We start from the raw sequence: 26,434 nt of genomic DNA on the forward strand, positions 1-26,434 counted from the left end.
CGTTGCGACAAAGTCGGTAATTGTAACGGCCCGGAGTGCCGCCTGTCAGTTGCTGACTGAGCCTATTACGGTTTGTAGGAAATGTAGTGGCTAAGACAAACAAAGGTGCCTTTTGACTCATTATGTAGTGCCGAAATCGGTGTATGTTTCGGAGGGTTACGGACACTTTGTCACATTGGTCCAACAGGGGGTGCGCTGGAAGCCACGTATTTACTGGGCTGCAGAGGGGCGATATTTTTTTGCAAGGGGTTTTGTTGCGGGCCGCGCATTGCTCCGAGGGCGGTCGGGCGGCATAATGTAGCCCCTTTTTTCTGCCCCTACATGTGGAAGGTTCCCGTGACTCAGAAGCCCGACCAGTGTCTTGGTGAATGGATCGACCGTGAAGCACTCGCTGAAGCGATGATTCCGCTTATCGGTCAGCTATACCGCAATAACAACGTGGTGAGCTCGATCTATGGCCGCAGCCTGATCAACCAATCAGTCATCGCGATTCTCAAGGCTCATCGCTTTGCTCGCCATCGTTCTGCCGACGATAGCGAACTCTCCGTCCACGAAACATTCCCTCTGCTTAAAGCCATGAGCGAGCTCAAGCTCGGCGCGGCTTCGGTAGACCTGGGCAAGCTGGCCTATAAATTCCGCAAGGAAGGCGCTGGCCGCACCGCCGAGCAGTTCGTACGTGAAGAAATGGCCGACGTGGTTGGCCAGCAAAACGCCGCAGCCCGCAAAGGCACCGACGTTGTGCTGTACGGTTTCGGTCGTATCGGCCGCCTGCTGGCGCGCATCCTGATCGAAAAAACCGGTGGCGGCGACGGCCTGCGCCTGCGTGCCATCGTGGTGCGTAAAGGTGCTGAAAACGACCTGACCAAGCGCGCGAGCCTGCTGCGTCGTGACTCGGTCCACGGTCCGTTCAACGGCACCATCGTCATCGACGAAGAAAACAACACCATCATCGCCAACGGTAACCTGATCCAGGTGATCTACGCGAAGAACCCGTCTGAGGTGGATTACACCCAGTACGGCATCAAGGACGCACTGCTGGTGGACAACACCGGTGTGTGGCGTGACGCCGAGGGCCTGGGCCAGCACCTGGCGTGCCCGGGTATCGACCGCGTTGTCCTGACTGCGCCTGGCAAGGGCAAGCTGAAGAACATCGTGCACGGCATCAACCACGGTGAAATCACCGCTGACGACAAGATCGTGTCCGCCGCTTCCTGCACCACCAACGCCATCGTGCCGGTGCTGAAGGCTGTGAATGACAAGTTCGGCATCGTTAACGGTCACGTTGAAACGGTTCACTCGTACACCAACGACCAGAACCTGATCGACAACTTCCACAAGGGCGATCGCCGTGGCCGTAGCGCCGCGCTGAACATGGTGATCACCGAGACCGGTGCTGCCACCGCTGCTGCCAAGGCCCTGCCTGAGCTGGCCGGCAAGCTGACCGGTAACGCGATCCGTGTTCCGACGCCGAACGTGTCGATGGCCATTCTCAACCTGAACCTTGAGAAAGCCGCCACCCGTGAAGAGATGAACGAGTACCTGCGCTACATGGCGCTGCACTCCGATCTGCACAAGCAAATCGACTTCGTCAATTCGCAGGAAGTGGTTTCCACCGACTTCGTGGGCTCGCGCCACGCCGGTGTGGTGGACGCTGAAGCGACCATCACTCAAGACAACCGCGTTGTTCTGTACGTCTGGTACGACAACGAATTCGGTTACAGCTGCCAGGTGGTTCGCGTGATGGAAGACATGGCCGGGGTTAACCCGCCAGCATTCCCGCGCTAAGCATCAGCGGTAAATGAAAAAGCCCCGACTGGTTCGGGGCTTTTTTATGTCTGTTGTTTTTGTGTTGCTTGTACCGGCCTCATCGCAGGCAAGCCAGCTCCCACATTTTGATTTGTGAATACATTTCAAATGTGGGAGCGGGCTTGCTCGCGAAAGCGACCTATCAAGCGCCGCCGACTATCGAAGCCTGCGCGGTACGCAGTTCATGCCGGTTGCCCTTGAACAGAATCAATGTGGCGATCAAGCCCAGCACCGCCGCGCCGCTGAGCCAGATGCCCGGTGCGGCCTTGTTGTCCAGCACGTGGATCAGGTAGGTACACGCCGCCGGAGTAAAGCCACCAAAGGTTGCCGTCGCCAGGCTGTAGGCCAGGGAGAAACCGGTGGTGCGCACTTCTACCGGCATGATTTCGGTCAGCGCTACAACCATCGCGCCGTTGTACGAGCCATACAGGAACGACAGCCAGAGCAGCACGATCAGCAGATGGCTGAAGCTCGGATTGGCCACCAGCCAGGACAGCGCTGGATAAGCGGTGAGGATCGCCAGAATAGTCGCCCCCAGCAGCAGGGGTTTACGCCCGATCTTGTCGGACACCGCCCCCATCACCGGCAGCCAGATGAAGTTCGAGATGCCGACGCACACGGTGACCAGCAGCGCGTCGAAGTCCGAAAGGTGCAGTTCGGCCTTGCCGAAGGTCGGGGTGTAGGCGGTGATCAGGTAGAACGACACGGTGGTCATCACCACCAGCGCCATGCCGGCGATGACGATGCCGAAGTTCTGGCCGATCGAGCGGATGATTTCCTGCAGGGTAGGGCGGTGTTTGCGCGCCTGGAATTCCGGGGTTTCTTCCAGGGAGCGACGAATCACGAAGATCACCGGCACGATCAGGCAGCCGATCAGGAACGGCACGCGCCAGCCCCAGTCACCCATTTCTTCCGGGCTGAGCCAGTGGTTGAGGCCTACGCCCAGCAGGCCGGCGAATACCACCGCAGCTTGCTGGCTGGCGGACTGCCAACTGACGAAGAAGCCTTTACGGCCTGGAGTGGCGATTTCCGCCAGGTACACCGACACGCCGCCCAGTTCGACACCGGCGGAGAAACCTTGCAGCAGGCGGCCGAACAACACGATCAGCGGCGCCGCGACACCCAGGGTGGCATACCCGGGAACGCAGGCGATCAGCACGGTACCGGCGGCCATCATCGCCAGGGTGATCACCAGGCCCTTTTTACGGCCGTGACGGTCGATATAGGCACCGAGGAAAATCGCGCCCAGCGGACGCATCAGGAACCCGGCACCAAAGGTCGCCAGGGACAGCATCAGGGACGCGAACGCGCTGTCGGTGGGGAAAAATGTCTTGGCAATGGCCGTGGCGTAGAAGCCGTAGACCATGAAGTCGAACATCTCAAGGAAGTTACCGCTGACAACGCGAAAGATCGCCTTGCCCTTGCCCGTTGTAGTGGACATGTCATGCACTCATTTTGGCTATCTTATTAGTAATCCCTGGTCGCAACCGTCCTTGCTGTTGAAGCTCTGGCACGAGGCTGGCGCTGAACAGTTTTGTAACGATATGTGTATAAGCCACCACAGGCAACAAAAAACCGATAGCAAGCTGGCAAATTGCCGCAGGCCTCCCGGTGATGAAAATTCAATGTGGGGGCGGGCTTGCTCGCGAAAACGGTGTGTCAGTCAGCTTATGAGCCACTGACACACCGCATTCGCGAGCAAGCCTGCTCCCACAGGGTTTTTGCGATCAGTTGAGGAGGGTGTTACGCAGGCTGTCGGACAAACCTTTTGGTGCCAGCCAGATGCCGAGATAAGCCTTGGCCAGCTCGTCATTGCGACTGCTGAACACCACCGTGCCGTTGATTTCCAGGTTCAGGCCGCGCTGAGGCCGGAAGTCCAGCGCATAACGGTCGCCGCTGCGGATGTTGCGGAAGCTTTTGTGCAATTGATCCAGTTCAGGCTTCAGGCGGGCGAGGGTGGCGGGTGTTTGCTGACGTTCGAGGGTGGCGGTGGCGGCCTTGATCACATCGTTGCGGTCGATATCGCGAAAGTAATACAGCTCCAGGCGCAGGTCTTCTTGCTGATCCAGGGCTTGTTTGGCGCTCAGGTCAGCCTGGGCGAACAATGCCGCCGCATAGACGTCTGCCCACAGGTAGGTCAGGACGGCCTGGTTTTTCAGCACCAGTTGATGAGATTGCGCCGGAAAATCGGCTTGTTTGAGGCGATCAGCCTCATTCGCCAGAACCGGGACCGAAAACATCAGCAATAAACAAATGACGACATGCTTCATAATGACCAGTCCTGAAAAGGTGCTTGCCTACAGGTTAATTCAATAACGAGCGCCGTGTAGTAAAGGCAAAACTGGCCTACGACGCGACCAAGGGTTAATGTGCGCGACGTTGAGCGTTCTATAGACTGTGCCCCGGCTCACACACTTGAGCCACATTGATCCTTCATGACCGCTGGCCGCGGCATGATTTAGCCAGGCGTCCAACCGTGCGCCCTGGCCTGTTCTGAGGAGTACGCATGGCTGTCTACAACTACGACGTGGTGGTACTGGGTTCCGGCCCAGCTGGAGAAGGTGCGGCGATGAACGCCGCCAAAGCAGGGCGCAAGGTGGCGATGGTCGATAGCCGTCGCCAGGTCGGCGGTAACTGCACCCACCTGGGTACCATCCCGTCCAAGGCCTTGCGTCACTCGGTGCGCCAGATCATGCAGTTCAACACCAACCCGATGTTCCGGGCCATTGGTGAGCCGCGCTGGTTTTCGTTCCCGGACGTGCTCAAGAGCGCTGAAAAAGTCATTTCCAAACAGGTTGCCTCGCGTACCGGCTTCTATGCCCGTAACCGCGTCGACCTGTTCTTCGGCACCGGCAGCTTCGCCGACGAGCAAACCGTCGAAGTGGTCTGCGCCAACGGCGTGGTCGAGAAGCTGGTAGCCAAGCACATCATCATCGCCACCGGCTCGCGTCCGTATCGCCCGGCGGATATCGATTTCCACCACCCGCGTATCTACGATAGCGACACCATCCTCAGCCTGGGCCACACCCCGCGCAAACTGATCATCTACGGCGCCGGCGTGATCGGCTGTGAATACGCCTCGATCTTCAGCGGCCTGGGTGTATTGGTCGAGCTGGTGGATAACCGCGACCAGTTGCTGAGCTTCCTCGACTCGGAAATTTCCCAGGCGTTGAGTTACCACTTCAGCAACAACAACATCACCGTGCGCCACAACGAAGAGTACGAGCGGGTCGAAGGCCTGGACAACGGTGTGATCCTGCACCTGAAATCCGGCAAGAAGATCAAGGCCGACGCCTTGCTGTGGTGCAACGGCCGAACCGGCAACACCGACAAGCTGGGCATGGAAAACATCGGTGTGAAGGTCAACAGCCGTGGCCAGATCGAAGTCGACGAGAACTACCGCACCTGCGTACCGAACATCTACGGTGCCGGTGACGTGATCGGCTGGCCAAGCCTGGCCAGTGCCGCCCATGACCAGGGCCGCTCGGCCGCTGGCAGCATTGTCGACAACGGCAGCTGGCGCTACGTCAACGACGTGCCGACCGGGATCTACACGATTCCCGAGATCAGCTCGATCGGCAAGAACGAGCACGAACTGACCAAGGCCAAGGTGCCTTATGAAGTCGGCAAGGCGTTCTTCAAGAGCATGGCGCGTGCGCAGATCGCCGGTGAGCCCCAGGGCATGCTGAAGATCCTGTTCCACCGCGAGACTCTGGAAGTGCTGGGCGTGCATTGCTTCGGCTATCAGGCGTCGGAGATCGTGCACATCGGCCAGGCGATCATGAACCAGCCGGGTGAGCTGAATACCCTCAAGTATTTCGTCAACACCACGTTCAACTACCCGACCATGGCTGAAGCCTATCGGGTAGCGGCCTACGACGGCCTCAACCGGCTTTTTTGAGCGGCTCCGGCCGGTGGCCTGAGCCGGCCGGGGAGACCGATTTCAGTAATTCCCGAGGGTGGCAGTGGCCAAACCGGGAAAGTCTGTAATCAGGCTATCTACGCCGAAGTCGGCGAGCCTGCGCATCAGCGCGGGTTCGTTGACGGTCCACACGGACACGTGCAAACCCTGGCGCTGGGCTTTTTCCAGACGCTCAGGGGTGCACAACGTCCAGTTCAACGCCAGAATCTCACAGCCATAGTTGGCCGCGACCTTCAACGGGTCGAGCCAGGCGTATTCGGCTACCAGCCCGCGGGACAGGTCCGGGGTGAGGTCCAGCGCCGCTTTCAACACTTCCCGCGAGCTTGAGGTCACGGTGACCTTGTCCATCAGCCCGAAACGCTGAGCCATTTCCCGGATCGCCAGCACGGTGGTTGCCGCGCGGGTGCGCGATGCGCTTTTGACTTCCAGTTGCCAGTGGTCGAAGTCGCACTGTTCGAACAGCTCTTCCAGGCGCGGGATCGGGCAAGGGTTGACCCAGCCCGGGCCGCCTTTGCGCGCGTCCATCTTCACCAGGTCGGCGGCTGAATACTCGACGACCTTGCCGCGCCGGTCGGTGGTGCGCTTGAGCGTCGGGTCGTGGATGACCATCAGCTCGCCGTCCATGGACAGGTGCAAATCCAGTTCGCAGCGGCGCACGCCGTGCTTGAGGCATTCCTGGAAGCTGGTCAGGGTGTTTTCCGGTGCTTCGCCTTTGGCACCGCGATGGCCATAAATCAGGGTCACAGTTGCTCCTTTACGCCAGGGTTCCTGGCTGGATGGATGACGCGACGCGCCATTCAATGATCGTATTCAGGTGTCGGATTCGTCGCTTTTTTCCCGCGCCAGGCGCCGTTCCTGGGCCTGTTTCTGCAGGATATAGCGCGCCAGCAACTGGCGTTGGGCATCGGTCATGGCTTCGAATTCCGTGCCGATTTCAAAGCCACCGGTCTTGGCATCGCAATGGGTCACCTTGGCTCGCAGCAACAGCCCGAGGGCTTGCGGCATCAGCACCAGCTTGACCGCCAGGTGACTGTCGGGCTGGATCGCTGTGGGGTTCAGAAACTCGATGCCGCCTTCCGAGATGACCACGGGCTGCGGGGTGCCGATCTCGCCCAGCAGGCTTTGCGCCATTATCTGGCTGAGCAAATCCATGCGTTTGTTCTGCACTTTGAGGAAGGCGGCCAGGGTGCGGTCCCGCTCGCCGATCTGGCGCAGCAAGTGCTGGGATTCAAATTCACTCAGGTGCAACTCGCTGAGCAGATTGAACAGCGGCGAATCATCCAGCAACACTTCCTTGCTCAGCGCTTCCGGGCCCGACAGTGGGGTAATTTCCAGTGCGATCATGTCCTCGATACGGTAGTATTCGCGGCGATCTTCTTCATCTAATGTCGACATGGCGAACCCAAGGCAGCGGTGATGGTCTGAGTGTAAAGCTGCTTACCTGACCCCGCCACAAGGACGTCTTCTTTTCCTCCGAACAAGCCCCGACATGTTCAGACCTCTCTTCGTATTTATTGGCACGCGTTATACCCGTGCAAAACGTCGCAATCATTTTGTGTCGTTCATTTCCCTGACCTCGATGATCGGGCTCGCCCTTGGCGTTGTCGTGATGATTGTGGTGCTGTCGGTGATGAACGGTTTCGATCATGAGATGCGCACCCGCGTGCTGGGCATGGTGCCCCACGCGACCATCGAGTCGGGTGAGCCCATCAGCGACTGGCAAAGCCTGGCCGCGAAGGTCAAGCAGAACCCCAAAGTGCTGGCGGTTGCGCCCTTCACCCAGATGCAGGGCCTGTTGACCAATGACGGCAAGGTGCAGAAAGTCCTGCTCAATGCCATCGACCCGGCGCAGGAACGCAATGTCTCGATCATCGATAACTTCATGCAACAGGGCAAACTGGACGACTTGTCGCCCGGCAGCTTTGGCATCGCTATCGGCGACAAGGCGGCGGCCAAGCTCGGCGTGGGCATCGGCGACAAGCTGACCTTCGTCGCGCCGGAAGTCACCGTGACTCCGGCGGGCATGTTCCCGCGCATGAAGCGCTTTACCGTGGTCGGCATCTTCCATGTCGGCGCCGGTGAGATCGACGGCTACCTGGGCCTGACCAACCTGACCGACCTGGCCCGCCTGCATCGCTGGAAGCCGGACCAGGTCCAGGGCTTGCGCCTGAAATTCAACGACCTGTTCGACGCGCCGCGTACCTCGTGGGAAATCGCCCAGCACCTGGGTGAAAACCAGTACTACGCCCGCGACTGGACCCGTACCCACGGCAACCTGTACCAGGCCATCCGCATGGAAAAAGCCATGATCGGCCTGCTGTTGCTGCTGATCGTCGCCGTCGCCGCCTTCAACATCATCTCCACGCTGGTGATGGTGGTGAACGACAAGAAGGGCGACATCGCGATCCTGCGCACCCTTGGCGCCACGCCGGGGCAGATCATGGCGATCTTCATGGTCCAGGGCACGGTGATCGGTGTCGTCGGCACCTTGATCGGCACCGTGGTGGGGATTCTCGCCGCGCTGAACGTCAGCGCTGCTATCGCCGGGCTGGAAGTGTTGATCGGCCACAAATTCTTGAACTCCGACGTCTACTTCATCGACTACTTGCCGTCCCAGGTGCAGAGCCAGGACGTATTGATGGTCGGCGGCGCCGCGTTGGTCCTGAGTTTCCTTGCCACCCTGTATCCAGCCTGGCGCGCGGCACGTACCCAGCCGGCGCAGGCTTTACGTTATGAGTGAATCGGGCATGAGTGAAAAAGCAATCCTGAGCTGCCGCAACCTGGGCAAATCCTACGAGGAAGGCCCGGAGTCCGTGGTGGTGCTGTCCAACCTGCAGCTGGAACTGCACCCGGGCGAACGCGTGGCGATCGTCGGCAGTTCCGGTTCCGGTAAAAGTACCTTGCTCAACCTGTTGGGCGGCCTTGATACGCCGTCCCAGGGCAGCGTCTGGCTGGCCGGCGAAGAGTTGTCGGCCCTGGGCGAGAAGGCCCGTGGCCAGTTGCGCAACCGTTCGCTGGGTTTTGTGTACCAGTTCCACCACTTGCTGCCCGAGTTCACCGCCCTGGAAAACGTCTGCATGCCGCTGTTGATCGGCAAGACCGCGATCCCGGAAGCACGCCAGCGTGCCCAGGCGTTGCTGGAGCGCGTCGGCCTGGGCCATCGCCTGGAGCACAAGCCGGCTGAGTTGTCCGGCGGCGAGCGCCAGCGTGTGGCAATTGCCCGTGCCCTGGTCAACAACCCGGGCCTGGTGATGCTCGACGAGCCGACCGGCAACCTCGACTCCCACACCGCCCAGGGCATCAAGGACTTGATGCTGGAGTTGAGCACCCAGATGCGCACTGCGTTCCTGGTGGTGACCCATGACATGAGCATGGCCCGCCAGATGGACCGTGTGTTGCACCTGCAGGAAGGTCATCTGGTCGCCATCTGACCTGTTTCAAGCCCGGCGCCCGGCGCCGGGTTTTCTATTTTTTCAACGGTGCCCGCGAATGTTCAGACCGTTATCGATTTTCATCGGCACGCGCTATACCCGCGCCAAGCGCCGCAACCGTTTTGTTTCGTTTATCTCGATGACCTCGATGATCGGCCTCGCCCTCGGCGTGCTGGCGATGATCGTGGTGTTGTCGGTAATGAACGGTTTCCAGCGGGAGATGAGCTCACGCATCCTCGGCATGGTGCCCCACGCGACCATCGTTGGCGTGAAGCCCATCAGCGACTGGCAGCCGGTGGCAGATGCCGCGATGAAGAATCCGGAAGTCACTGCTGCCGTACCGTTCACACAGATGGACGGCATGCTCTCCTACAAGGGCGCGATGCAGCCGATCGAGATCAGCGGCGTTGATCCGGCCCAGGAAGGCAAGGTGTCGATTGTGGCCCAGCATATCGTCCAGGGTCATCTTGAAGACCTTAAACCGGGCGAGTTCGGGGTGGTCATCGGTGAGATCACCGCCCGGCGTTTTCGCCTGAATGTCGGTGACAAGCTGACCCTGATCGTGCCGGAAATCAGCAGTGCGCCCGGTGGCATCACCCCGCGTATGCAGCGTTTGAACGTGGTGGGTGTGTTCAAGGTGGGCGCGGAGCTGGATGGCTCCATGGCCCTGATCCACATGGCCGACGCCGCCGAGATACAGCATTGGGAGCCGAACCAGGTGCAAAGCGTGCGCCTGGCGGTGAAAGACTTGTATGCCGCACCCAAGGTATCGGCGGATATCGCCGCCAGCCTCGGTGCCGACTACAAGGCCGACGACTGGACCCACACCCAGGGCAGCCTGTTCAGTGCGATGAAGATGGAAAAAACCATGATCGGCCTGCTGTTGCTGATGATCGTTGCCGTGGCAGCGTTCAACATCATCGCGACCTTGATCATGGTGGTGAACGACAAGGGCGCCGACATTGCGATCCTGCGCACCATCGGCGCCACGCCACGGCAGATCATGGCGATCTTCATGGTGCAGGGGACGGTGATCGGGATCGTCGGTACCTTGATCGGTGGCATCCTCGGCGTGATTGCGGCGCTGAACGTCAGTGAACTGGTGGGTTGGCTGGAACGGGTGACCGGGCAGCATATCTTCAGTTCGGACGTGTATTTCGTCAGCAACCTGCCTTCGCAATTGCAGGGTGGGGATGTGTTGTTGATTTGCTCGGCGGGGTTTGTGTTGAGCTTTTTGGCGACCATCTATCCGGCGTATCGCGCGGCGAAGATTGAGCCGGCGCATGCCCTCAGGTATTCGTAATTCTTAAGACCGCCTTCGCGAGCAAGCCCGCTCCCACATTTTGACCGCGTTCTTCCTGAATGCACTCGGTCAAAATGTGGGAGCGGGCTTGCTCGCGAAAGGGCCGGTAGAGCTTGCATCAATACCCCTGCGGCAACTCCATCACAAACCTCGCCCATCCCGCCCCCGACTCACAGAAAATCCGCCCCCCATGGGCCCGCACAATCGACTGGGTAATCGCCAAACCCAGCCCCGCATGTTCGCTGCTCCCTTCATGACGCGCCGGATCTGCCCGGTAAAACCGGTCAAACAACCGTGGCAACAATGCCTCGGGAATGCCTTCCCCGGTGTTTTGCACACTCAGCGTCACGCCTTGCATCCCCTCGACAATCCGCACGCTGACTTCGCCACCCGGCGGGGTGAACCGCAACGCGTTATCCAGCAGGTTGGAAATCGCCCGGCGCAACATGCTGCGGTCACCTGAAGTGCTGGCGTTGCCTTCCCGAACCAGCCGCACCTGGACGTCCTCCGCCAGCGGTGCGAAAAACTCCAGCAATGCCTCCACCTCGTCCGCCAGCACCAGGGTTTCGCGCTTGGGCACCAGCAGCCCATGGTCCGCCTTGGCCAGGTACAGCATGTCGTTGACCAACTGCGCCATCCATTGCAGTTCTTCCAGGTTGCTGTGCAGGGCTTCGCGGTAGTCCTCCAGCGCCCGTGGCTGCGTGAGGATGACTTGGGTCTGTGTCAGCAAATTCGACAGTGGCGTGCGCAGTTCATGGGCGATGTCGGCAGAAAACGCCGAAAGGCGCTGGAAGGCATCGTCCAGGCGCCCAAGCATCGCGTTGAAGGACTGGGCGAGTTCCGCCAGTTCGGCGGGCATTTGTTCCTGGGGCAGGCGTTGGGTCAGGGAGTGGGCAGAGACGCCGCTGGCGACTTCGCTCATGCGCCTCAGCGGTCGCAACCCGCTGCGGGCGGCCCAGGCGCCGAGCAGGGCGGTGGCCAGAGCGGAAAGGCCGACGGTCAGCCAGATCAGATGCTGCATGCGTTGCAGGAAGTGTTGGTGATGGGTGATGTCGAGCATCAGCGTCAGGCGTGGCGAGTCAGCGTTTCCAGGAATCAGCGGCGCGTTGTACACGCGGTAATCGGTGCCGGCGTTCTGTACGCTTTGCAGGCCAGGCGCCTGGGGCAGGGTGATGCCGGGAGCGCCGTCGAACCAGCGCTGATCGCCGGCGGTGATGCGCAGGGCCAGGTCGGGCTGGCGATTGAGTTCTTCTCGCAGCGTTGTTTCTCGTAAGGCAAATCGTTCTGGCGTGTCGGCACCTTGCAATGTGCTGCGCAGCGCTATCAGCTTGCCGTCGAGCAACTGCTGGTCCAGCTCGATAAAGTGCGCCTCGCTGGCATGGTTGAACAGCACGCCCGCCAGCAGCGAAACCACGGCTGTGCAGCCGGCAAACAACAGCGCCAGGCGGCTGGCCAGGGAAATCCGTTTCATCAACTGAACCGCTCCTCAAGCACGTAGCCCATGCCGCGTACCGTATGGATCAGCTTGTTGGGAAAGTTGTCGTCGACCTTCAGGCGCAGGCGGCGGATCGCGACTTCGATGATGTTGGTATCGCTGTCGAAGTTCATGTCCCACACCTGGGAGGCGATCAGCGACTTGGGCAAGACTTCGCCCTGACGCCGCAGCAGCAGTTCCAGCAGGGAAAACTCCTTGGCCGTCAGGTCGATGCGCTGGCCGTCGCGCTCTACCCGGCGGCGGATCAGGTCCATGCGCAGGTCGGCCAGTTGCAGGCTGGTTTCCTGGGGGGGGCTGCTGCCACGGCGTAACAGGCTGCGCACCCGGGCCAGCAGTTCGGAGAAGGCGAAGGGCTTGACCAGGTAATCGTCGGCGCCCAGTTCCAGGCCATGCACCCGGTCTTCCACGGCGTCCCGCGCGGTAAGGAACAGCACCGGCATGTCGAGCCCGGCGTTGCGTACGGCCTGGAGGATCTGCCAGCCATCGCGGCCCGGCAGCATCACATCGAGGATCAACAGGTCGTAGTCACCGGTCAGCGCCAGGTGCTGGCCGCTGGTGCCGTCGGCCACCAGCTCGGTGTTGAACCCGGCCTCGGCCAGCCCCTGGCGCAAGTAGTGGCCGGTTTTCGGTTGGTCTTCGACGATCAGCAGTTTCATGGGCGGCTCATGGTTTTACGGGAACACAGACGTTATACCGCGCACATCCGGCAGCAGGCTCAAGCTGACAAAGTTGTAATCTGGCAGTCAGCTGGCTGGCAGCGGCGCGTTCGTAAAGTGTCCCACAGACTGATTCCGAACCTTTGGAGTGTGAGCATGTTTTTACGTAAATCCTGGTTGTTGGCGGGCTGCCTGATGGCGATGAGTCTTCCGGTGCTGGCATCCCCGGCTGAAACCTTCGCCTTCGGTGAGGCCGCGCCCGCCGCCAAGGCCACGCGCACGGTGGAAGTGGTGCTGCAGGACATTTCCTTTTCGCCCAAGGCTATTGATGTAAAAGCCGGTGAGACCGTGCGCTTTGTGCTGGTCAACAAAGGCCAGTTGCTTCATGAATTCAACCTTGGCGATGCCGCCATGCACGCAGCGCATCAGAAAGAGATGCTGCAGATGCAGGCCAGCGGCATGCTGACGGCGACCGGCATGGGCAAAATGGACCACAGTGCGATGGGGCATGGTGATATGGCAGGCATGAAGCACGACGACCCCAACAGCGTGTTGGTAGAGCCAGGCAAGACCGCCGAGCTGACCTGGACCTTCACCAAGGCCACCGGCTTGGAGTTTGCCTGCAACATTCCGGGGCATTACCAGGCGGGCATGGTCGGCAAGCTGACCGTCAGCCAGTAAGCCATTGACGGGCAAAGGCGGGTAGAATGGCGGCGTTTATTTAGCCAGGTTTCCGCCATGCATCCCGCAGCCGAACATTCGCCGCTGGGCAAGTCCAGTGAATACATCTCCACCTACACCCCGTCGTTGCTGTTCCCGATTCCTCGCGCCGCCAAATGGGCCGAGCTGGGCCTGAGTGCCGAGACCCTGCCGTATAAAGGCGTGGATTTCTGGAACTGCTTCGAACTGTCCTGGCTGCTGCCATCCGGCAAACCCGTGGTGGCCATCGGTGAATTCAGTATCCCGGCCGACTCGCCGAACATCATCGAGTCGAAGTCGTTCAAGTTGTACCTCAACTCGCTGAACCAAACCGCGTTTGCCGATGTGCAAAGCCTTGAAGCGACTTTGCGCACCGACCTGAGTGCAGCGGCCGGCAAGCCGGTTGGCGTGCGCATCCGCAGCCTGGGCGAGGTTGAAGCCGAAGGCGTGGTCGCGTTGCCGGGTGTGTGCATTGATGACCTGGACATTACCGTCAGCAACTACGAGCACCCGCGCCCGGAACTGTTGCGTTGCGACGATTCGCGCGTGGTGGAGGAGAGCGTCCACAGTCATCTGCTCAAGTCCAACTGCCCGGTGACCAGCCAGCCTGACTGGGGCAGTGTGGCGGTGGAGTACCGCGGCGCGGCGCTGGATCATGCCAGCCTGCTGGAATACCTGGTGAGCTTCCGCCAGCACTCGGACTTCCATGAACAGTGCGTGGAGCGGATCTTTCTCGATCTGCAGCGCTTGCTCAAGCCGGAGAAACTGACGGTGTATGCGCGCTATGTGCGGCGTGGCGGGCTGGATATCAACCCGTATCGCAGTACTGAAGAGCAGCAGTTCCAGAACCTGCGCCTGGCTCGACAGTAGCCTTCACCCAAAATAAATGTGGGAGCGGGCTTGCTCGCGAAAGCGGTGTATCAGCCAGCCTATTTATCAGCTGACGGACCGCATTCGCGAGCAAGCCCGCTCCCACATTTGATAGGTGTCGGGCTATTAAATCCCGATGTTGCCCAGGGTCACCACAATATTGCGCAAGGTCCCGGCAATGCCCGGGTGCTCCAGTTCGAAGCGTTCTACGGCCAGGTTCACACCGTCGGCGATGCTTGGATCCTGAATGGCACCTTCCAGTGGCTCCTGAACTTCCAGTTCAGCAATCAAATCTCGCAGCTCTTCGCGCTGTTCGAGGGGCATTTCTGGATTCTGATCCAATTGCTCGCGCAAAATTTTGACCTGTTCTTGCAGTTGTTCGCGGGCAGGCATGGCGTTCTTCCTTTTATCGATAGGCACTGACATAGACCGCGGCACGCCGGGAAAGGTCTATGGGCTGACCTGTAGATTAATCCACTGGCGCCGACTGTGCATGATCTCGATCAGGGCTTCTCGCCCTTAAGCTGGCGCAGACTGATGTCGGCCAGGCAGGTCTGCAGTTCGCCCAGGTGGTCAATCACCGAATGCACGCCCAGGCCATAGAGCGCGACAGTGGCTTTGGCGCGCTTATGCTCGCGTTCCTTCTCGGTGAGTGCTTGCCAATGCTGCGGCGAAAGCCCGCACAGTGAGCCACAGGACGCCAGGCCGATGGTCCACAGCCCGGCATTGAGCCCCGATTGCAGCAGGCGTGGCTCGCCGCTGACCAGGACGCAGCCTTCCAGGCGTTCGATATTCAGTTCCATCAGGGCCTGCCAGCAGGCGTGAGGCGCCGGCCAGCGGGTGGAGGAGGGCTTGGCAGCCTTGATCCAGTGGGGTAGCCCGGCGGCCAGCGGTGTGGAAACCGACGCCGGCAACTCGTCCAGCCATGCACAAGGGACGCGCTGTTCTTCGAGGCTGCGCAGGATCTTCAGGGCGCCGACAGTGGCATGGGTATCGCTGGAAGGCGCGGAATCGGCGCGGGCCTGGGAACCAAAGTCCACCAGGCAGCCACTAAGCCCGAACAGTACGGCCGTCAAGGACGGGGTGCTGGCACTAACAATCTCGGCGTGTGGCATTTCGACGTCCCTGAAATAGCAGTGACGCTACCGGACTTGGGTGACAAGCAAGTTACACCCGCAGCAATTGTAGGAATTTTGTGCATTTGCTGAATGACATTTCTGCAAGGCTGCCTAATCTGACACTTCCGTCATATACTGACGGCCTCATTCAGGGCATAGCGCCCATGACAGACCATTCAAGGAGTTCAAGCTATGCGCTGGAGCCAATGTCTAGCTCAGCTGTCCGTATGTGCGAGTATTTTGCTGGTTCCTTTCGTAGCCCAGGCGGCCTCGGAAGATGATCCATGGGAAAGCGTCAACCGCCCGATCTTCACCTTCAACGATACCGTTGATACCTATGCCCTCAAGCCATTGGCTCAAGGCTATCAGTTCGTGACCCCGCAGTTCGTGCAGGACGGGATCCACAACTTCTTCCGCAACATCGGCGACGTCGGCAACTTTGCCAACGACGTGCTGCAACTCAAGCCCCACGCTGCAGGCGTCGACACTGCCCGCTTGCTGATGAACACCACGTTCGGCGTGCTGGGTTTCGTTGATGTCGGCACCAAAATGGGGCTGCAACGCAACGACGAAGACTTCGGCCAGACTCTCGGCTACTGGGGCGTCGACAGCGGTCCTTACGTGATGCTGCCACTGCTGGGCCCAAGCACCCTGCGTGACGCGCCGTCCAAATACGTGGACAGCTACACCCAGCCGTACCGCTACATGAACGATATCGGCTGGCGCAACAGCACCTTCGGCCTGAATATCGTCGACACGCGTGCCAGCCTGCTGTCCTCCGAGAAGCTGATCAGCGGCGACAAATACACCTTCATCCGCAACGCTTACTTGCAGAACCGCGAGTTCAAGGTCAAGGATGGCAAGGTTGTAGACGACTTTTAAGCCCCAGGCTTGAAAGAAGAAGGCGGCCCTCGGGTCGCCTTTTTTGTGGGCGGCATTCGAGGTTTATCCGTGGGTTACGTGCTTACTTTAAGTCGCGGTTTTATGCGTTCTTATAACTACTGGTGATTTGCGATGTAAAGACGCCCGGCGACCATCGCCGTGAGCTTGAAACCCCTGGCGGATGGGAGTACCGTCTGCGCCTTAGAAGGGCACCTCTGCTTTACCTTTGTGCGTCGGCAATAACTCGGCGTTTTGTAGGACAGAGAGGCTAGAAAGCGAATCCAGTAGTAAGCCCGGCCATTGTCGAGCTGCCTACGCCAACCTAATTCTGGCGCCGTTTGCCCACATGCAGAAAACCAGTGCCACGCTGCTGATAATCGATGACGACGAAGTAGTGCGCGCGAGTCTTGCGGCCTATTTGGAAGACAGTGGCTTCAGCGTCCTGCAGGCCAGCAACGGCCTCCAGGGTCTCCAGGTATTCGAGCGCGACAAGCCCGACCTTGTGATCTGCGACCTGCGCATGCCCCAGGTGGGCGGCCTTGAGCTGATCCGCCAGGTAACCGACATCGCCCCGCAGACGCCGGTGATTGTCGTGTCCGGTGCCGGCGTGATGAACGATGCCGTCGAGGCCTTGCGCCTCGGCGCTGCCGACTACCTGATCAAGCCGCTGGAAGACCTGGCTGTGCTGGAGCACTCGGTGCGTCGTGCCCTGGATCGTGCACGGCTGCTGCTGGAAAACCAGCGTTACCGTGAAAAGCTCGAAACCGCCAACCGCGAACTCGAAGCCAGCCTGAACCTGCTCCAGGAAGACCAGAACGCCGGTCGCCAGGTGCAGATGAACATGCTGCCGGTGAGCCCGTGGAGCATCGACGAGTTCAAGTTTGCCCACCAGATCATCCCGTCGCTGTACCTGTCGGGTGATTTCGTCGACTACTTCCGCGTTGATGAGCGGCGTGTCGCGTTCTACCTGGCCGACGTTTCCGGCCACGGCGCCTCCTCCGCATTCGTGACCGTGTTGTTGAAGTTCATGACTACACGGCTGTTGTTCGAGTCCAAGCGCAATGGCACCTTGCCGGAGTTCACCCCTTCGCAAGTGCTGGGCCACATCAACCGGGGCCTGATCAGCTGCAAGCTGGGCAAGCACGTGACGATGGTCGGCGGCGTGATTGATGAAGAAACAGGTCTTTTGACCTACAGCATTGGCGGTCACCTGCCATTGCCGGTTTTATACACTCCAGACAGTGTGCGCTACCTGGAAGGGCGTGGTTTGCCGGTTGGCTTGTTCAATGAAGCCACCTACGAAGACCACATCCTGGAATTGCCGCCGACGTTCAGCCTGACGCTGATGTCCGACGGTATCCTGGACCTTTTGCCAGAGCCTACACTCAAAGAGAAAGAAGCCGCCTTGCCCCAACGGGTCAGGTCGGCGGGCGGCAGCCTGGATGGCCTGCGGCAGGTTTTTGGATTGGCCACGCTAGGGGAGATGCCGGATGATATCGCCCTATTGGTGTTGAGCAGGAATCTTTGATGAGTACCGGAAGAATCCAATTCGCCGAGCAAGACGGGACTTTTGTCCTGAAGTTTGTCGGTGAAGTGCGCCTGACCTTGTGTTCGGCGCTGGATGCGACGATTGAGCGGATCTTCACTGCCTTGAATTTCTCGGCGATCGTGATCGATCTGACCGAAACCCGCAGCATCGATAGCACCACCCTTGGGCTGTTGGCCAAGTTGTCCATTCTGTCTCGGCAGAAGGTCGGACTGCTGCCGACCGTCGTCACCACCCACGAAGACATCACCCGTCTGTTGCAGTCCATGGGCTTCGATCAAGTGTTCAACATCGTTGACCGCCCGATCCCGTGCCCGGAATGCCTGACCGACCTGCCGTCCCAGGACCAGTCCGAGGAAGTGGTACGGGTCAAGGTACTGGAAGCCCACAAGATCCTGATGGGCTTGAACGACTCCAACCGCGAGGCGTTCCACGACCTGGTGAATGCGCTGGAGCGGCACTAATTTCCAGCTGAAACACTGTCAAAGTGTGGGAGGGGGCTGGCTCCCGAAAGCGGCGGGTCAGTAGTGAATGTAGCGACTGACGCCCTGTATTCGGGAGCAAGCCCCCTCCCACATTTTTAACTGAGTTCGGCTCGAAATCGGCTAATACAAAAAAAGGGCGGCACCCTCACAGGTGCCGCCCTTTTTGTCGCCGCCGTTTTTAGAGCTTGGCGGTCAACAGCGCTTCGAGTTTTTCCTGGTCGCGGGCGAACTGACGAATGCCCTCGGCCAGTTTCTCGGTGGCCATTGCATCTTCGTTGGATTCCCAACGGAACTGCGCTTCGGTCAAGTGCACACGGGCTTCGCCCGCATGGCCTGGCGACAATTTGCGTTCCAGCTTGCCGTTGTCGGCTGCGAGTTTTTCCAGCAGGTCCGGGCTGATGGTCAGGCGGTCACAACCAGCCAGCTCTTCGATCTGGCTCAGGTTACGGAAGCTTGCACCCATTACCACGGTCTTGTAGCCATTGGCCTTGTAGTAGTTGTAGATGCGCGTCACCGACTGCACGCCCGGATCCTCGGAGCCGGTGTAGTCGTTACCGTTGGCCTTCTTGTACCAGTCGTAGATACGGCCCACGAACGGCGAAATCAGGAACACGCCGGCTTCGGCGCAAGCCACGGCCTGGGCGAAGGAGAACAGCAGCGTCAGGTTGGTCTGAATGCCTTCCTTTTCCAGCTGCTCGGCGGCGCGGATGCCTTCCCAGGTGGAGGCGATCTTGATCAGCACGCGGTCACGGCCAATGCCGGCCTTGTCGTACAGGTCGATCAGGCGATGGGCGCGCTTGAGGACGGCGTCAGTGTCGAACGACAGACGGGCATCCACCTCGGTGGAAATGCGGCCGGGCACCACTTTCAGGATTTCCTGGCCGACGGCTACCGCAAAACGGTCGCTGGCCAGGCCTACATCGCCGTTGCAGTCGGCAACAGCCTCATCCAGCAGCTTGGCATAGCCTGGGATCGACGCGGCCTTGAGCAGCAGGGAAGGGTTGGTAGTGGCGTCTTGTGGCTTGAGCTTGGCGAGGGTAGAAAAATCGCCGGTATCGGCTACTACAGTGGTGAATTGCTTGAGTTGTTCCAGCTTGGAAGTCATGGGCGTGCTCTGTCCTGTGGGTCTGATGACATTACCCGAGCGCTGACAGCCGCTCAAGGGCGCAAATGCATTCGATCGTTTGCGAGGGCAACAACCTGAAAACAGCCGTTTGAATCACCGGCCAATGCTCAATAGGAGGCCAAAACAGCCAGCAGGTTCAACCCAACTGCCCGATGACCACCCCGATCAAACGGTGGGAGCAGCCTTGCCCCATCTTCCTGACATCCCCCCATCCAAATGTGGGAGCGGGCTTGCTCGCGAAGGCGTCGTGTCAGCCACCCAATAAACCCACTGACACCCAAATCACCGTCCCTCCAGCAACTCCCCAGCCTTATCCAGCAACGCCAGCGGATCACTGGCCTTATGAATATCCACCGACAACAACTGCCGAAACTTCCGCGCCCCCGGGAAACCCGTCCCCAGCCCCAGTACGTGGCGGGTGATGTGGTGCATCGAGCCACCTGTCGCCAAGTGTTCGGCTATATAAGGACGCAACTGCGTCAGCGCCTCGGCGCGGGAGATAACAGGTGCAGTGCTGCCAAGCAGCTGCTGATCCACCTCGGCCAGCAGATACGGATTGTGATAAGCCTCGCGGCCCAGCATCACGCCATCGAACGTCTGCAAATGCTCCAGGCACTGTTCGAGGGTCTTGATGCCGCCGTTGAGGATGATCTCCAGTTCAGGGAAATCCTGCTTCAACTGGGCGGCAACGTCGTAGCGCAAGGGCGGGATGTCCCGATTTTCCTTCGGTGACAGCCCTTCCAGAATGGCGATTCGCGCATGCACGGTAAAACTGGTGCAGCCCGCGTCCTTCACCTGGCCAACGAAATCGCACAGCTCGGCGTAACTGTCCCGGCCGTTGATGCCGATGCGGTGCTTAACCGTTACCGGGATCGAGACCGCGTCCTGCATCGCCTTTACGCAATCCGCCACCAAGGCAGGGTGGGCCATCAGGATCGCGCCGATCATGTTGTTTTGCACCCGGTCGCTTGGGCAGCCGACGTTGAGGTTCACCTCGTCGTAGCCGGCGTCCTGGGCCATGCGGGCGCAGGCGGCCAGGTCGGCAGGGACGCTACCGCCCAACTGCAGGGCGAGTGGATGCTCGGCCTCGTTATGGCGCAGGAAGCGTTCGTGGTCGCCGTGGAGGATCGCGCCGGTGGTGACCATCTCGGTGTAGAGGAGGGCGTTTTTGGACAGCAGGCGCAGGAAGAAGCGGCAGTGCCTATCAGTCCAATCCATCATCGGGGCAACGGAGAAGCGGCGGGAGAGTGGAGCGGTTTGTAGGGGCATTGGAGATCTGAGTCAACGAGGCGAATGGTGTGCAGTTTATCAGGGAAGCATCGCGGGTGTCGGGGAGGTGTGTGATGCGCTCCTGACCATGTCGCACGTAACGTTAACGCGTGTGAAATATGCCGAGGATCAGAAGCCGGCCATTGCGTCATATATCGTGGTCTTACCCCGATATCCGTTCGCCAGGTCACCAGACGCTACTGGGTGACCTACATCGGAATCGATATCACCGACATGGGTTCCGGCGTAGCGCAGCTGGTGAAGCAGTTCTTCCCGAACATCACCACGTTTAGCTACTCACAGTAACTGTCACCAGTTCTGTGTCGCGTCGACTTGATACCGCTGGAAGCCTTGAGCATCGTGGAGCGGGTGAAGGGAATCGAACTTTCGTTATCAGCTGCGGAAACTGATAACGAGAGTTTTTAATTAATATTAAAGAAGTTGTGAGCGATTTAATTGAGATAGATGAGATAAAGCTACAGCGAATTATTATGAAGGAATTCCCTTGCGATTCGCGTTCACATGCCATGCTCTAATTTTTGATATGAACTCCCAAACATCGCCTTCAGATGGTTTTATATAGTTCGGTGATGATGGGTTTTCGCCCATTTTTTCAAAAATATCTATTAGCCATGACGGGCCATGCCCTGAGGTATTTGTTATTTTTAGCCAAGATTCTAGTTCGCCTTTGGGTACAACGAACATCCCATAGTCAGCCAATTGCTCTAGAAGGTTAATCGCTGCTTCTTTGTCTTCTCCTTTTAGTATGTCAACTCCTCCATCGCGCTTCATGTTTAAGCCCGTTGCATCCATCGCCTGCTTGACCGCAACTCTCATGGTGGCAAGCGAGTTGTGTGATATGTTTGGGACACTCGTGCTTATTAGCATGTTTGTCCAAGTGCTACCGCCGTCCTTCAATACATCGATGTCAACAATTCCCGCTGCTGGAATTCCTAGTTCACGGAGCGGACGAATTATCGTCTGAATTGTTTGCTTGTTTTGAGCATTTATAAATAGACAATTTGGTATTCCGTGGCTCGGACTGAATCGCAGTAATCTTTCATTGATTTCTTGATAAAATGCTCGATCGGCATCGGACTCGGTAACGACTACAAACTCATAGAACAATCCGCTAAGAACGCCGGTTGACCTAAGAAGGGGGTTCCTCATTAGCTCCAAAATGTCTGCGCTTGGAAGTACTCTGGATGTTGCGATACCTCCTCTATATGTAAGTCTCACGATATTGACGGGCGCGCCAGAATGAATGCATCCCATGACGAAAGAGGGGCTATGAGTAGATACAAAAACTCGTTTACCTTCTGATAGCGCGGCGCGCGAGATTTCATAGCCTAGTTTTGAAGCAAGTGATGGATGTAAGAACGCCTCGGGTTCGTCTATTAGGACCACACGAGGGTCACCAGCAATTAGCTCAGTAACGATGCCTGTGAATGCCTTTACACCGTCGCTGGAGAGATTGATCGGCGCAGCTTTGGAATGAAATTCAATTGCCGCTTGATGTATGCCTCGCTCTTCAAGATCGTCATGAGGTGGACGTGACGATAGGCGAATTCGAAGTTGTCCAAGATTTGTAGGGTCGATTACAAAATGAGTATCAAATGCTTCGTACATGATGCGCCGTACTTCGTGTCTCTTCTTGTCATCACGCAACAGCACTTGTAAGCTTGTTTGCGGACTTTGTTGCAAGTCGCCAGCTACCTGATCCTCTACGAGAGATATTCGGCTGCGCCCATCTAGCATTAATACCGAATGTGTTAAGAACCATTGGCAATAGTAAGGGTGGTTAGTTTGGGGGTTTTGTATTATTTGCTTCAGCTGGTTGATATTTTGTTGGCTTCTACTATGTCTGCCGCCAAATAAAACGTTTTCCGGTGAAATATGGTCGTATTCGCTGGGAGTAAGTGTAAAGTGTGATATTGTCTTGAGGGTGTTCTCTTCGTTTAATTGCTCGAAGCTAAGCTCGTCTAGGATTAGCGAGTTAGCTTCTTTCGCTCCCATGCGGCAGTAGAAGTTGATCTCAGATAATACCTTGCTTTTGCCTGAATTGTTGGGGCCTACGAAAACCGTTACGGCTGGAGTCGAAATTGTTTCAGGTTGAGATGCTGGTGTGCGACCAAAACGGAACTTTATGTTTGATATCATAATTTTTTATTCGTTCAGGTGTTGGCAATTGCCATTGGATTGGTTAGCTTTCCAATGGGGTTTTTGTATGTAGTGCACAGTTATATAGGCGTGTACCGCTTCGATCTATGAGAGTGTTTTTGCCATTCTCTCGAGATCATCGGCGACGGCTTCGATGCCGTGGTTATTTGTCGGGTGCTCATACAAAAAATCATCGTGTTCATCACTTTTGTAATTCGGCAAGCGGCTACGTAGCTCGTCCCGTAATATAATGGTGTTGACCTTAAAGCGCCGATTATACTCTTCGCTCCGCTCCATCGAAGAAGCGATAAGTTTTTGGGTTCGTTGCTCCCATGCCTGGTGCCTTGCCAGCTCCGTGTCATCTTCCTCTCTGCCGAGTCCGGATCCAAAAATGTTTGCGTTATCCTCCCGGGCACAACGTTGCTTGAATTCACGCAGATCGCTAACCAAGCTTAGTGTTTTCTCTTTCAGCTCTGGCGTACCAGAATCGATAACCTCAATCAGCATCTGGTCGTACTTGGTAGCCTTCTCTCGATGAGACTCGGCTTGTTCAGATCTCAGGTGCAAACGCTCCGTTAGCGTTTCTTTGCCTGCGTTCAATTCTTCAATGGTACCCGTGTACCGCCAGCGACAGACAAAGTACGCCGCAGCAAACATCAAGACTGCCAGAATCACGAACGTGAAGGGCGTTGTAGAGATAACAACCCACTCATCCCTGATCGTTTTAAGTAACTCCATAAAGCCCTCATGCTGTGTAATGCTAGAACTGCTTGCGCAGTATCGTGACGAACGGCACCGACAATCAGGTTGTATTCGTCTCTGTAAACTTGGTTATGAGCCGGTGCCCGTTGGTTTACTCGTGACGGGTTCCTAACGACCTACTTCCTATGTAAGCGTTACAGCCGACCAATGGCAGCCTGCCCTCGGCACATTTCTGATGTGGCCGGCAAGCGGCTAGGCGAAATTGAAGCTATCCGCATCATCCTCTGACCATGCCCAAAGGTTGTGTCGCCCTTAGGCCAGCGTTCGGTGGCTGGAAACAAGAGCATCATTGGGTTTTCAGATCCTCGATCATTATCATTAATGGACCTGAAGACGCACCAAAATTGACCATTTTGGCTAAATTTTCTGGTGTGAAAAAACGATTACCTGCATGAATCACCTCACGGGCACGCTCGAGATGCTTCGGCACCTCGCCCACCCATTTTGCTTCCCGCTGTAACTGGCGCGGTGTTAATGATTCTAAGTCCTTTGGTTTGACCTTGCTTAGCTCGCGCATAGGATGAATAAGGTTTGTGACGACCATGTCCTTAATTCGAGCTTTGAAAAAGGGGAGGCCTTCGATAGTGGCTACGTATACCGGCTTGGTCGGCCAACCAAGTCCATCACCTTCATATCGATTTGACGTTTCGTAATGAGCATGTGCTTCTGCCCTAGTCATCGGGACTTCTTTCTCAATGACAGCTTGATCTCGATCAGCGCGCTGGCGAAGTTTCTGGAAGACCTCAGGCCCGACTGTGCCCATCAGTCGCGTTTTGAGTGACGAGAGATTTTTGAATGCGATGTCGATTGCTTCTATCTCGACAAGCGTCTCCGACATCGTCGCCAGCAGCGAACTGATAGCGGTGATTCGTTGTCGTCGTGCGATTGCTTGGTCGACGCGCTTGCGCTCTCTTGTGAACGAAACTCCAAAATGAGTTTTGCCACAGCTCCCTCCGATTCCTGTTTCCTTCCCGTCACTTGTACTGATTAGGTAGCCCGCCATGTGAGGTTGATGGCAATGGGCAATGCCGCAAATGATCTTCTCTAAGAATCGGTAGGGTGCGATCACAGACCCAAAGCGGCGAGACGCGTGCGGGTAAAATGCAAGTGAAGGCTCGTATTCGGGACGAGCTTGCAACTCCTCAATCGAGTCGATTACAACCAGTGTATCGTTCAAATAGCAATCCCTCGCACCAATGATGTCAAATTGATTCGTCTGCATTTCACCATAGAAATCGATCGATGTGGGGTTATCCAGTTCGGCCGAATATTCGCAATCGACAGTGTCCTCAATGAGAGCGGAAAGACGAGTGCTCAATATTGGCTATGGAGCAGGGTGGGATTGTCACGATCTGTCGGTGAGGTGGTACGAAAGTGGTACTAGGAAGAAAAAGAGAGGTATCAAGGCGCTGTTTTTAGGTGCTTGAAAAAAGGTGTTCTAATCCATCATGGGGGGCCACGGAGAAGCGGCGGGGCAGGTCTTGCGTGAGGGTATTGGGATCTGGCATGGAGATTTCCAGGGTGATCTGTTTGTCGGCAATGGGTTAGGAGGGGTGGGGTGTTGATCCTTAGAGTTCTATCTTGGAGGTACTTATAGTGATTAGCCGGTAGGTCAGTTGTCGGTATTGCGTTGACTAGCACAGTGCTATTACATACGTTCCTTGACGTTTTATCAGGGAGCGATAGCAGTGGCAGACTCAAGGGTTGTCGGATTTTTCAGATCGTTTGCGATGTGGCTGCTGTTTGCGGTTTTCTTAATTTTTGCCCTGGGCGCTATCTTCACCAGCTTCCAGTCTGGTTTGATCATGCTTCTCGCAGCCGGCATGTTCGTACCTCAGATCAACAGACTGATCAAAGATAAAACCAATATCACCATCACACCAGGTGGCCGTGCTGTCGTTGCCTTGGTTTGCTTTGGTCTTTTCTTCTACACGAGCAACAAGGCTTTGGATGCTGATCGCGCCGAGCGATCTGCTCAGCAAGCGTTAGTCAGCCAGCAAAAGGCGGAGCAGGCCTTGAAGGAAAAGCGCGATTACGTTTCCGCTAACAAAGATGCAATCCTCGCGGAGATGAATGTCTTGACCGACAAGCAGGATTACGCCGGGGCCACTGCCTTGGGCTCTAAGTACAGTGATGCTGGCAGCTTTGAGATTGACCAAGCGCTATCGAAGGTCGCGGGGCAAAAGGCTGAGGTTGAAAAGCAGCAAAAGAAATCGACTCTCCTCACGTCCATTGCGAGTATCCAGCAGGGCGATTACAAAAGTCTTGCAGGCACCTACGCCCAACTAGCCGCTATCGACCAGACCTACCAGGCCAATGCTGATAAATTCTCGAGGCTCGCTACTCAGCAGACCAGAGAAGCGGAAGCCCGAGAAAAAGCTGCAGCAGAAAAGGCTCTTCGGCGAAGCATGGGGTTAACCTGGAACTACTCTGATGGTGAGGACAATATGTCCGGAAAACCAGTGCGGCGGGCGTACGTTTCGTCGTTGAATACCGTGGATTTCAAATTTCCGTACAGCGGCGTGCAAAGAGCCACACTCACTATCCGTAAGCATCCACGGTGGGGCACGTCGGTGTATGTAGCTATCGAGAAAGGTCAGTTTGTTTGTGGATACGATGACTGCGATGTACGCGTCAGATTTTCTAAGGGCAATGCTCTGCGCATGTCAGCCAGCGAGCCTGATGACCACAGCTCCAATTTACTTTTCATCAGCAGTGCGTCGTCGTTCGTTGCCCAAGCTCGGAAGTCCGAAAAAATCTACATCGAGGCCGATTTTTACCAAGAAGGCAGCAGGGTCTTCGAATTCGATAGCTCAGACCTTGAGTGGAAATGATTAGAGTCAAATAAACCCGTCGAATTAATTTCTTCCTTGGTGGGAAAATGCTCGCGCAGGGGATCGACCA

At 57.4% G+C, this 26,434-nt stretch carries 24 protein-coding genes and 1 pseudogene; 12 read left to right on the forward strand and 13 right to left on the reverse strand.

The window, feature by feature from the left end; genetic code table 11:
• Positions 1-321 precede the first annotated feature (321 nt).
• Positions 322-1,785, forward strand: coding sequence for a glyceraldehyde-3-phosphate dehydrogenase (locus HX805_RS20725; RefSeq protein WP_177117266.1), 1,464 nt, complete (start codon positions 322-324; stop codon positions 1,783-1,785).
• 163 nt (positions 1,786-1,948) lie between these two features.
• On the opposite strand, the gene HX805_RS20730 is transcribed toward HX805_RS20725, so the two are convergent.
• Positions 1,949-3,247 (reverse strand): MFS transporter, encoded by a 1,299-nt coding sequence (locus HX805_RS20730; RefSeq protein ID WP_177117267.1) that lies wholly within the window; start codon positions 3,245-3,247, stop codon positions 1,949-1,951.
• A gap of 286 nt (positions 3,248-3,533) precedes the next feature.
• Positions 3,534-4,076 carry a chalcone isomerase family protein gene (locus HX805_RS20735; RefSeq protein ID WP_177117268.1) on the reverse strand — a complete coding sequence of 181 codons (543 nt, stop codon included), beginning with the start codon at positions 4,074-4,076 and terminating at the stop codon, positions 3,534-3,536.
• A gap of 236 nt (positions 4,077-4,312) precedes the next feature.
• Between HX805_RS20735 and sthA the strand changes: the two genes are divergently transcribed.
• Positions 4,313-5,707 carry a Si-specific NAD(P)(+) transhydrogenase gene (gene sthA / locus HX805_RS20740; protein ID WP_003218947.1) on the forward strand — a complete coding sequence of 465 codons (1,395 nt, stop codon included), beginning with the start codon at positions 4,313-4,315 and terminating at the stop codon, positions 5,705-5,707.
• Between the two features lie 42 nt (positions 5,708-5,749).
• Here the strand turns inward: sthA and HX805_RS20745 are convergent, their stop codons facing one another.
• Positions 5,750-6,472 carry a glycerophosphodiester phosphodiesterase family protein gene (locus tag HX805_RS20745; protein WP_003218946.1) on the reverse strand — a complete coding sequence of 241 codons (723 nt, stop codon included), beginning with the start codon at positions 6,470-6,472 and terminating at the stop codon, positions 5,750-5,752.
• Between the two features lie 66 nt (positions 6,473-6,538).
• Positions 6,539-7,123, reverse strand: a complete 585-nt coding sequence (locus HX805_RS20750; RefSeq protein ID WP_003218944.1) for a PilZ domain-containing protein — start codon at positions 7,121-7,123, stop codon at positions 6,539-6,541.
• Between the two features lie 94 nt (positions 7,124-7,217).
• Here HX805_RS20750 and HX805_RS20755 point away from each other — a divergent pair, with 94 nt between their 5' ends.
• Genes HX805_RS20755 through HX805_RS20765 form a run of 3 tightly spaced genes read left to right on the forward strand, consistent with a single transcriptional unit; the run spans position 7,218 to position 10,462 of the window.
• On the forward strand, positions 7,218-8,468 hold the full coding sequence (locus HX805_RS20755) for a lipoprotein-releasing ABC transporter permease subunit (protein ID WP_003218943.1): 1,251 nt from the start codon (positions 7,218-7,220) through the stop codon (positions 8,466-8,468).
• 7 nt (positions 8,469-8,475) lie between these two features.
• Positions 8,476-9,159: a lipoprotein-releasing ABC transporter ATP-binding protein LolD gene (lolD, locus tag HX805_RS20760; RefSeq protein ID WP_003218941.1), complete on the forward strand. Its 684-nt coding sequence runs from the start codon at positions 8,476-8,478 to the stop codon at positions 9,157-9,159.
• A gap of 58 nt (positions 9,160-9,217) precedes the next feature.
• A complete protein-coding gene (locus tag HX805_RS20765) occupies positions 9,218-10,462 on the forward strand; it encodes a lipoprotein-releasing ABC transporter permease subunit (RefSeq protein WP_003218940.1) in 1,245 nt (414 codons plus the stop codon).
• Between the two features lie 118 nt (positions 10,463-10,580).
• Here HX805_RS20765 and HX805_RS20770 read toward each other — a convergent pair whose 3' ends face one another.
• A complete protein-coding gene (locus HX805_RS20770; RefSeq protein WP_177117269.1) occupies positions 10,581-11,933 on the reverse strand; it encodes a heavy metal sensor histidine kinase in 1,353 nt (450 codons plus the stop codon).
• Positions 11,933-12,613: a heavy metal response regulator transcription factor gene (locus tag HX805_RS20775; protein ID WP_003218936.1), complete on the reverse strand. Its 681-nt coding sequence runs from the start codon at positions 12,611-12,613 to the stop codon at positions 11,933-11,935. Before HX805_RS20775 ends, HX805_RS20770 begins: the two co-directional genes overlap by 1 nt.
• Before the next feature lie 156 nt (positions 12,614-12,769).
• Between HX805_RS20775 and HX805_RS20780 the strand changes: the two genes are divergently transcribed.
• Both HX805_RS20780 and queF read left to right on the forward strand, forming a co-directional pair.
• A complete protein-coding gene (locus HX805_RS20780; RefSeq protein ID WP_003218934.1) occupies positions 12,770-13,294 on the forward strand; it encodes a plastocyanin/azurin family copper-binding protein in 525 nt (174 codons plus the stop codon).
• A 57-nt stretch (positions 13,295-13,351) separates the two neighbouring features.
• Positions 13,352-14,182 carry an NADPH-dependent 7-cyano-7-deazaguanine reductase QueF gene (gene queF / locus HX805_RS20785; RefSeq protein ID WP_177022890.1) on the forward strand — a complete coding sequence of 277 codons (831 nt, stop codon included), beginning with the start codon at positions 13,352-13,354 and terminating at the stop codon, positions 14,180-14,182.
• A gap of 126 nt (positions 14,183-14,308) precedes the next feature.
• Here queF and HX805_RS20790 read toward each other — a convergent pair whose 3' ends face one another.
• A complete protein-coding gene (locus HX805_RS20790) occupies positions 14,309-14,575 on the reverse strand; it encodes a DUF4404 family protein (RefSeq protein ID WP_008437612.1) in 267 nt (88 codons plus the stop codon).
• Positions 14,576-14,685: 110 nt separating this feature from the next.
• The gene (locus HX805_RS20795) at positions 14,686-15,297 is read right to left on the reverse strand and encodes an HAD family phosphatase (protein WP_177117270.1); all 612 of its coding nucleotides are present in this window, start codon (positions 15,295-15,297) and stop codon (positions 14,686-14,688) included.
• Between the two features lie 195 nt (positions 15,298-15,492).
• Here HX805_RS20795 and HX805_RS20800 point away from each other — a divergent pair, with 195 nt between their 5' ends.
• The 3 genes from HX805_RS20800 (at position 15,493) to rssC (ending at position 18,192) form a co-directional block, all read left to right on the forward strand.
• A complete protein-coding gene (locus tag HX805_RS20800) occupies positions 15,493-16,182 on the forward strand; it encodes a VacJ family lipoprotein (protein WP_008437615.1) in 690 nt (229 codons plus the stop codon).
• Positions 16,183-16,528: 346 nt separating this feature from the next.
• Positions 16,529-17,710: a two-component system response regulator RssB gene (gene rssB, locus HX805_RS20805; RefSeq protein ID WP_003218921.1), complete on the forward strand. Its 1,182-nt coding sequence runs from the start codon at positions 16,529-16,531 to the stop codon at positions 17,708-17,710.
• The gene (gene rssC / locus HX805_RS20810) at positions 17,710-18,192 is read left to right on the forward strand and encodes an anti-sigma factor antagonist RssC (RefSeq protein WP_003218919.1); all 483 of its coding nucleotides are present in this window, start codon (positions 17,710-17,712) and stop codon (positions 18,190-18,192) included. Before rssB ends, rssC begins: the two co-directional genes overlap by 1 nt.
• Before the next feature lie 199 nt (positions 18,193-18,391).
• Here rssC and tal read toward each other — a convergent pair whose 3' ends face one another.
• Together tal and dusA are read right to left on the reverse strand one after the other, a co-directional pair.
• Entirely contained in the window at positions 18,392-19,318 is a 927-nt protein-coding gene (gene tal / locus HX805_RS20815; RefSeq protein WP_008437618.1) for a transaldolase, read from the reverse strand.
• Between the two features lie 303 nt (positions 19,319-19,621).
• The gene (gene dusA, locus HX805_RS20820; protein WP_177117271.1) at positions 19,622-20,608 is read right to left on the reverse strand and encodes a tRNA dihydrouridine(20/20a) synthase DusA; all 987 of its coding nucleotides are present in this window, start codon (positions 20,606-20,608) and stop codon (positions 19,622-19,624) included.
• 174 nt (positions 20,609-20,782) lie between these two features.
• Between dusA and HX805_RS20825 the strand changes: the two are divergent.
• A pseudogene (locus HX805_RS20825) lies at positions 20,783-20,908 on the forward strand (hypothetical protein); the annotation flags it as partial.
• A 189-nt stretch (positions 20,909-21,097) separates the two neighbouring features.
• Here HX805_RS20825 and HX805_RS20830 read toward each other — a convergent pair.
• From HX805_RS20830 to HX805_RS20840, 3 genes are all read right to left on the reverse strand, one after another.
• Positions 21,098-22,768 carry an ATP-dependent endonuclease gene (locus tag HX805_RS20830; RefSeq protein ID WP_177117272.1) on the reverse strand — a complete coding sequence of 557 codons (1,671 nt, stop codon included), beginning with the start codon at positions 22,766-22,768 and terminating at the stop codon, positions 21,098-21,100.
• A gap of 105 nt (positions 22,769-22,873) precedes the next feature.
• Positions 22,874-23,506, reverse strand: coding sequence for a hypothetical protein (locus HX805_RS20835; RefSeq protein WP_177117273.1), 633 nt, complete (start codon positions 23,504-23,506; stop codon positions 22,874-22,876).
• 310 nt (positions 23,507-23,816) lie between these two features.
• Positions 23,817-24,848 carry a hypothetical protein gene (locus HX805_RS20840; protein ID WP_218167398.1) on the reverse strand — a complete coding sequence of 344 codons (1,032 nt, stop codon included), beginning with the start codon at positions 24,846-24,848 and terminating at the stop codon, positions 23,817-23,819.
• 412 nt (positions 24,849-25,260) lie between these two features.
• Here HX805_RS20840 and HX805_RS20845 point away from each other — a divergent pair, with 412 nt between their 5' ends.
• Entirely contained in the window at positions 25,261-26,364 is a 1,104-nt protein-coding gene (locus HX805_RS20845) for a hypothetical protein (protein ID WP_177117275.1), read from the forward strand.
• Positions 26,365-26,434: the final 70 nt, after the last annotated feature.

Origin of the sequence: Pseudomonas sp. G5001, assembly GCF_013385475.1 — a bacterium.
GTDB lineage: Bacteria > Pseudomonadota > Gammaproteobacteria > Pseudomonadales > Pseudomonadaceae > Aquipseudomonas.

What these genes read in the sequence shown, in the direction of transcription:
- HX805_RS20835 (WP_177117273.1), bottom strand. Translation starts at nt 23,506, where the DNA reads ATGGAGTTACTTAAAACGATCAGGGATGAGTGGGTTGTTATCTCTACA.
- sthA (WP_003218947.1), top strand. Translation starts at nt 4,313, where the DNA reads ATGGCTGTCTACAACTACGACGTGGTGGTACTGGGTTCCGGCCCAGCT.
- tal (WP_008437618.1), bottom strand. Translation starts at nt 19,318, where the DNA reads ATGACTTCCAAGCTGGAACAACTCAAGCAATTCACCACTGTAGTAGCC.
- dusA (WP_177117271.1), bottom strand. Translation starts at nt 20,608, where the DNA reads ATGCCCCTACAAACCGCTCCACTCTCCCGCCGCTTCTCCGTTGCCCCG.
- HX805_RS20775 (WP_003218936.1), bottom strand. Translation starts at nt 12,613, where the DNA reads ATGAAACTGCTGATCGTCGAAGACCAACCGAAAACCGGCCACTACTTG.
- rssB (WP_003218921.1), top strand. Translation starts at nt 16,529, where the DNA reads ATGCAGAAAACCAGTGCCACGCTGCTGATAATCGATGACGACGAAGTA.
- HX805_RS20795 (WP_177117270.1), bottom strand. Translation starts at nt 15,297, where the DNA reads ATGCCACACGCCGAGATTGTTAGTGCCAGCACCCCGTCCTTGACGGCC.
- HX805_RS20780 (WP_003218934.1), top strand. Translation starts at nt 12,770, where the DNA reads ATGTTTTTACGTAAATCCTGGTTGTTGGCGGGCTGCCTGATGGCGATG.
- queF (WP_177022890.1), top strand. Translation starts at nt 13,352, where the DNA reads ATGCATCCCGCAGCCGAACATTCGCCGCTGGGCAAGTCCAGTGAATAC.
- HX805_RS20750 (WP_003218944.1), bottom strand. Translation starts at nt 7,123, where the DNA reads ATGTCGACATTAGATGAAGAAGATCGCCGCGAATACTACCGTATCGAG.
- HX805_RS20725 (WP_177117266.1), top strand. Translation starts at nt 322, where the DNA reads ATGTGGAAGGTTCCCGTGACTCAGAAGCCCGACCAGTGTCTTGGTGAA.
- HX805_RS20845 (WP_177117275.1), top strand. Translation starts at nt 25,261, where the DNA reads ATGTGGCTGCTGTTTGCGGTTTTCTTAATTTTTGCCCTGGGCGCTATC.
- HX805_RS20755 (WP_003218943.1), top strand. Translation starts at nt 7,218, where the DNA reads ATGTTCAGACCTCTCTTCGTATTTATTGGCACGCGTTATACCCGTGCA.
- HX805_RS20735 (WP_177117268.1), bottom strand. Translation starts at nt 4,076, where the DNA reads ATGAAGCATGTCGTCATTTGTTTATTGCTGATGTTTTCGGTCCCGGTT.
- HX805_RS20790 (WP_008437612.1), bottom strand. Translation starts at nt 14,575, where the DNA reads ATGCCTGCCCGCGAACAACTGCAAGAACAGGTCAAAATTTTGCGCGAG.
- HX805_RS20765 (WP_003218940.1), top strand. Translation starts at nt 9,218, where the DNA reads ATGTTCAGACCGTTATCGATTTTCATCGGCACGCGCTATACCCGCGCC.
- rssC (WP_003218919.1), top strand. Translation starts at nt 17,710, where the DNA reads ATGAGTACCGGAAGAATCCAATTCGCCGAGCAAGACGGGACTTTTGTC.
- HX805_RS20770 (WP_177117269.1), bottom strand. Translation starts at nt 11,933, where the DNA reads ATGAAACGGATTTCCCTGGCCAGCCGCCTGGCGCTGTTGTTTGCCGGC.
- HX805_RS20800 (WP_008437615.1), top strand. Translation starts at nt 15,493, where the DNA reads ATGCGCTGGAGCCAATGTCTAGCTCAGCTGTCCGTATGTGCGAGTATT.
- HX805_RS20730 (WP_177117267.1), bottom strand. Translation starts at nt 3,247, where the DNA reads ATGTCCACTACAACGGGCAAGGGCAAGGCGATCTTTCGCGTTGTCAGC.
- HX805_RS20830 (WP_177117272.1), bottom strand. Translation starts at nt 22,768, where the DNA reads ATGATATCAAACATAAAGTTCCGTTTTGGTCGCACACCAGCATCTCAA.
- lolD (WP_003218941.1), top strand. Translation starts at nt 8,476, where the DNA reads ATGAGTGAAAAAGCAATCCTGAGCTGCCGCAACCTGGGCAAATCCTAC.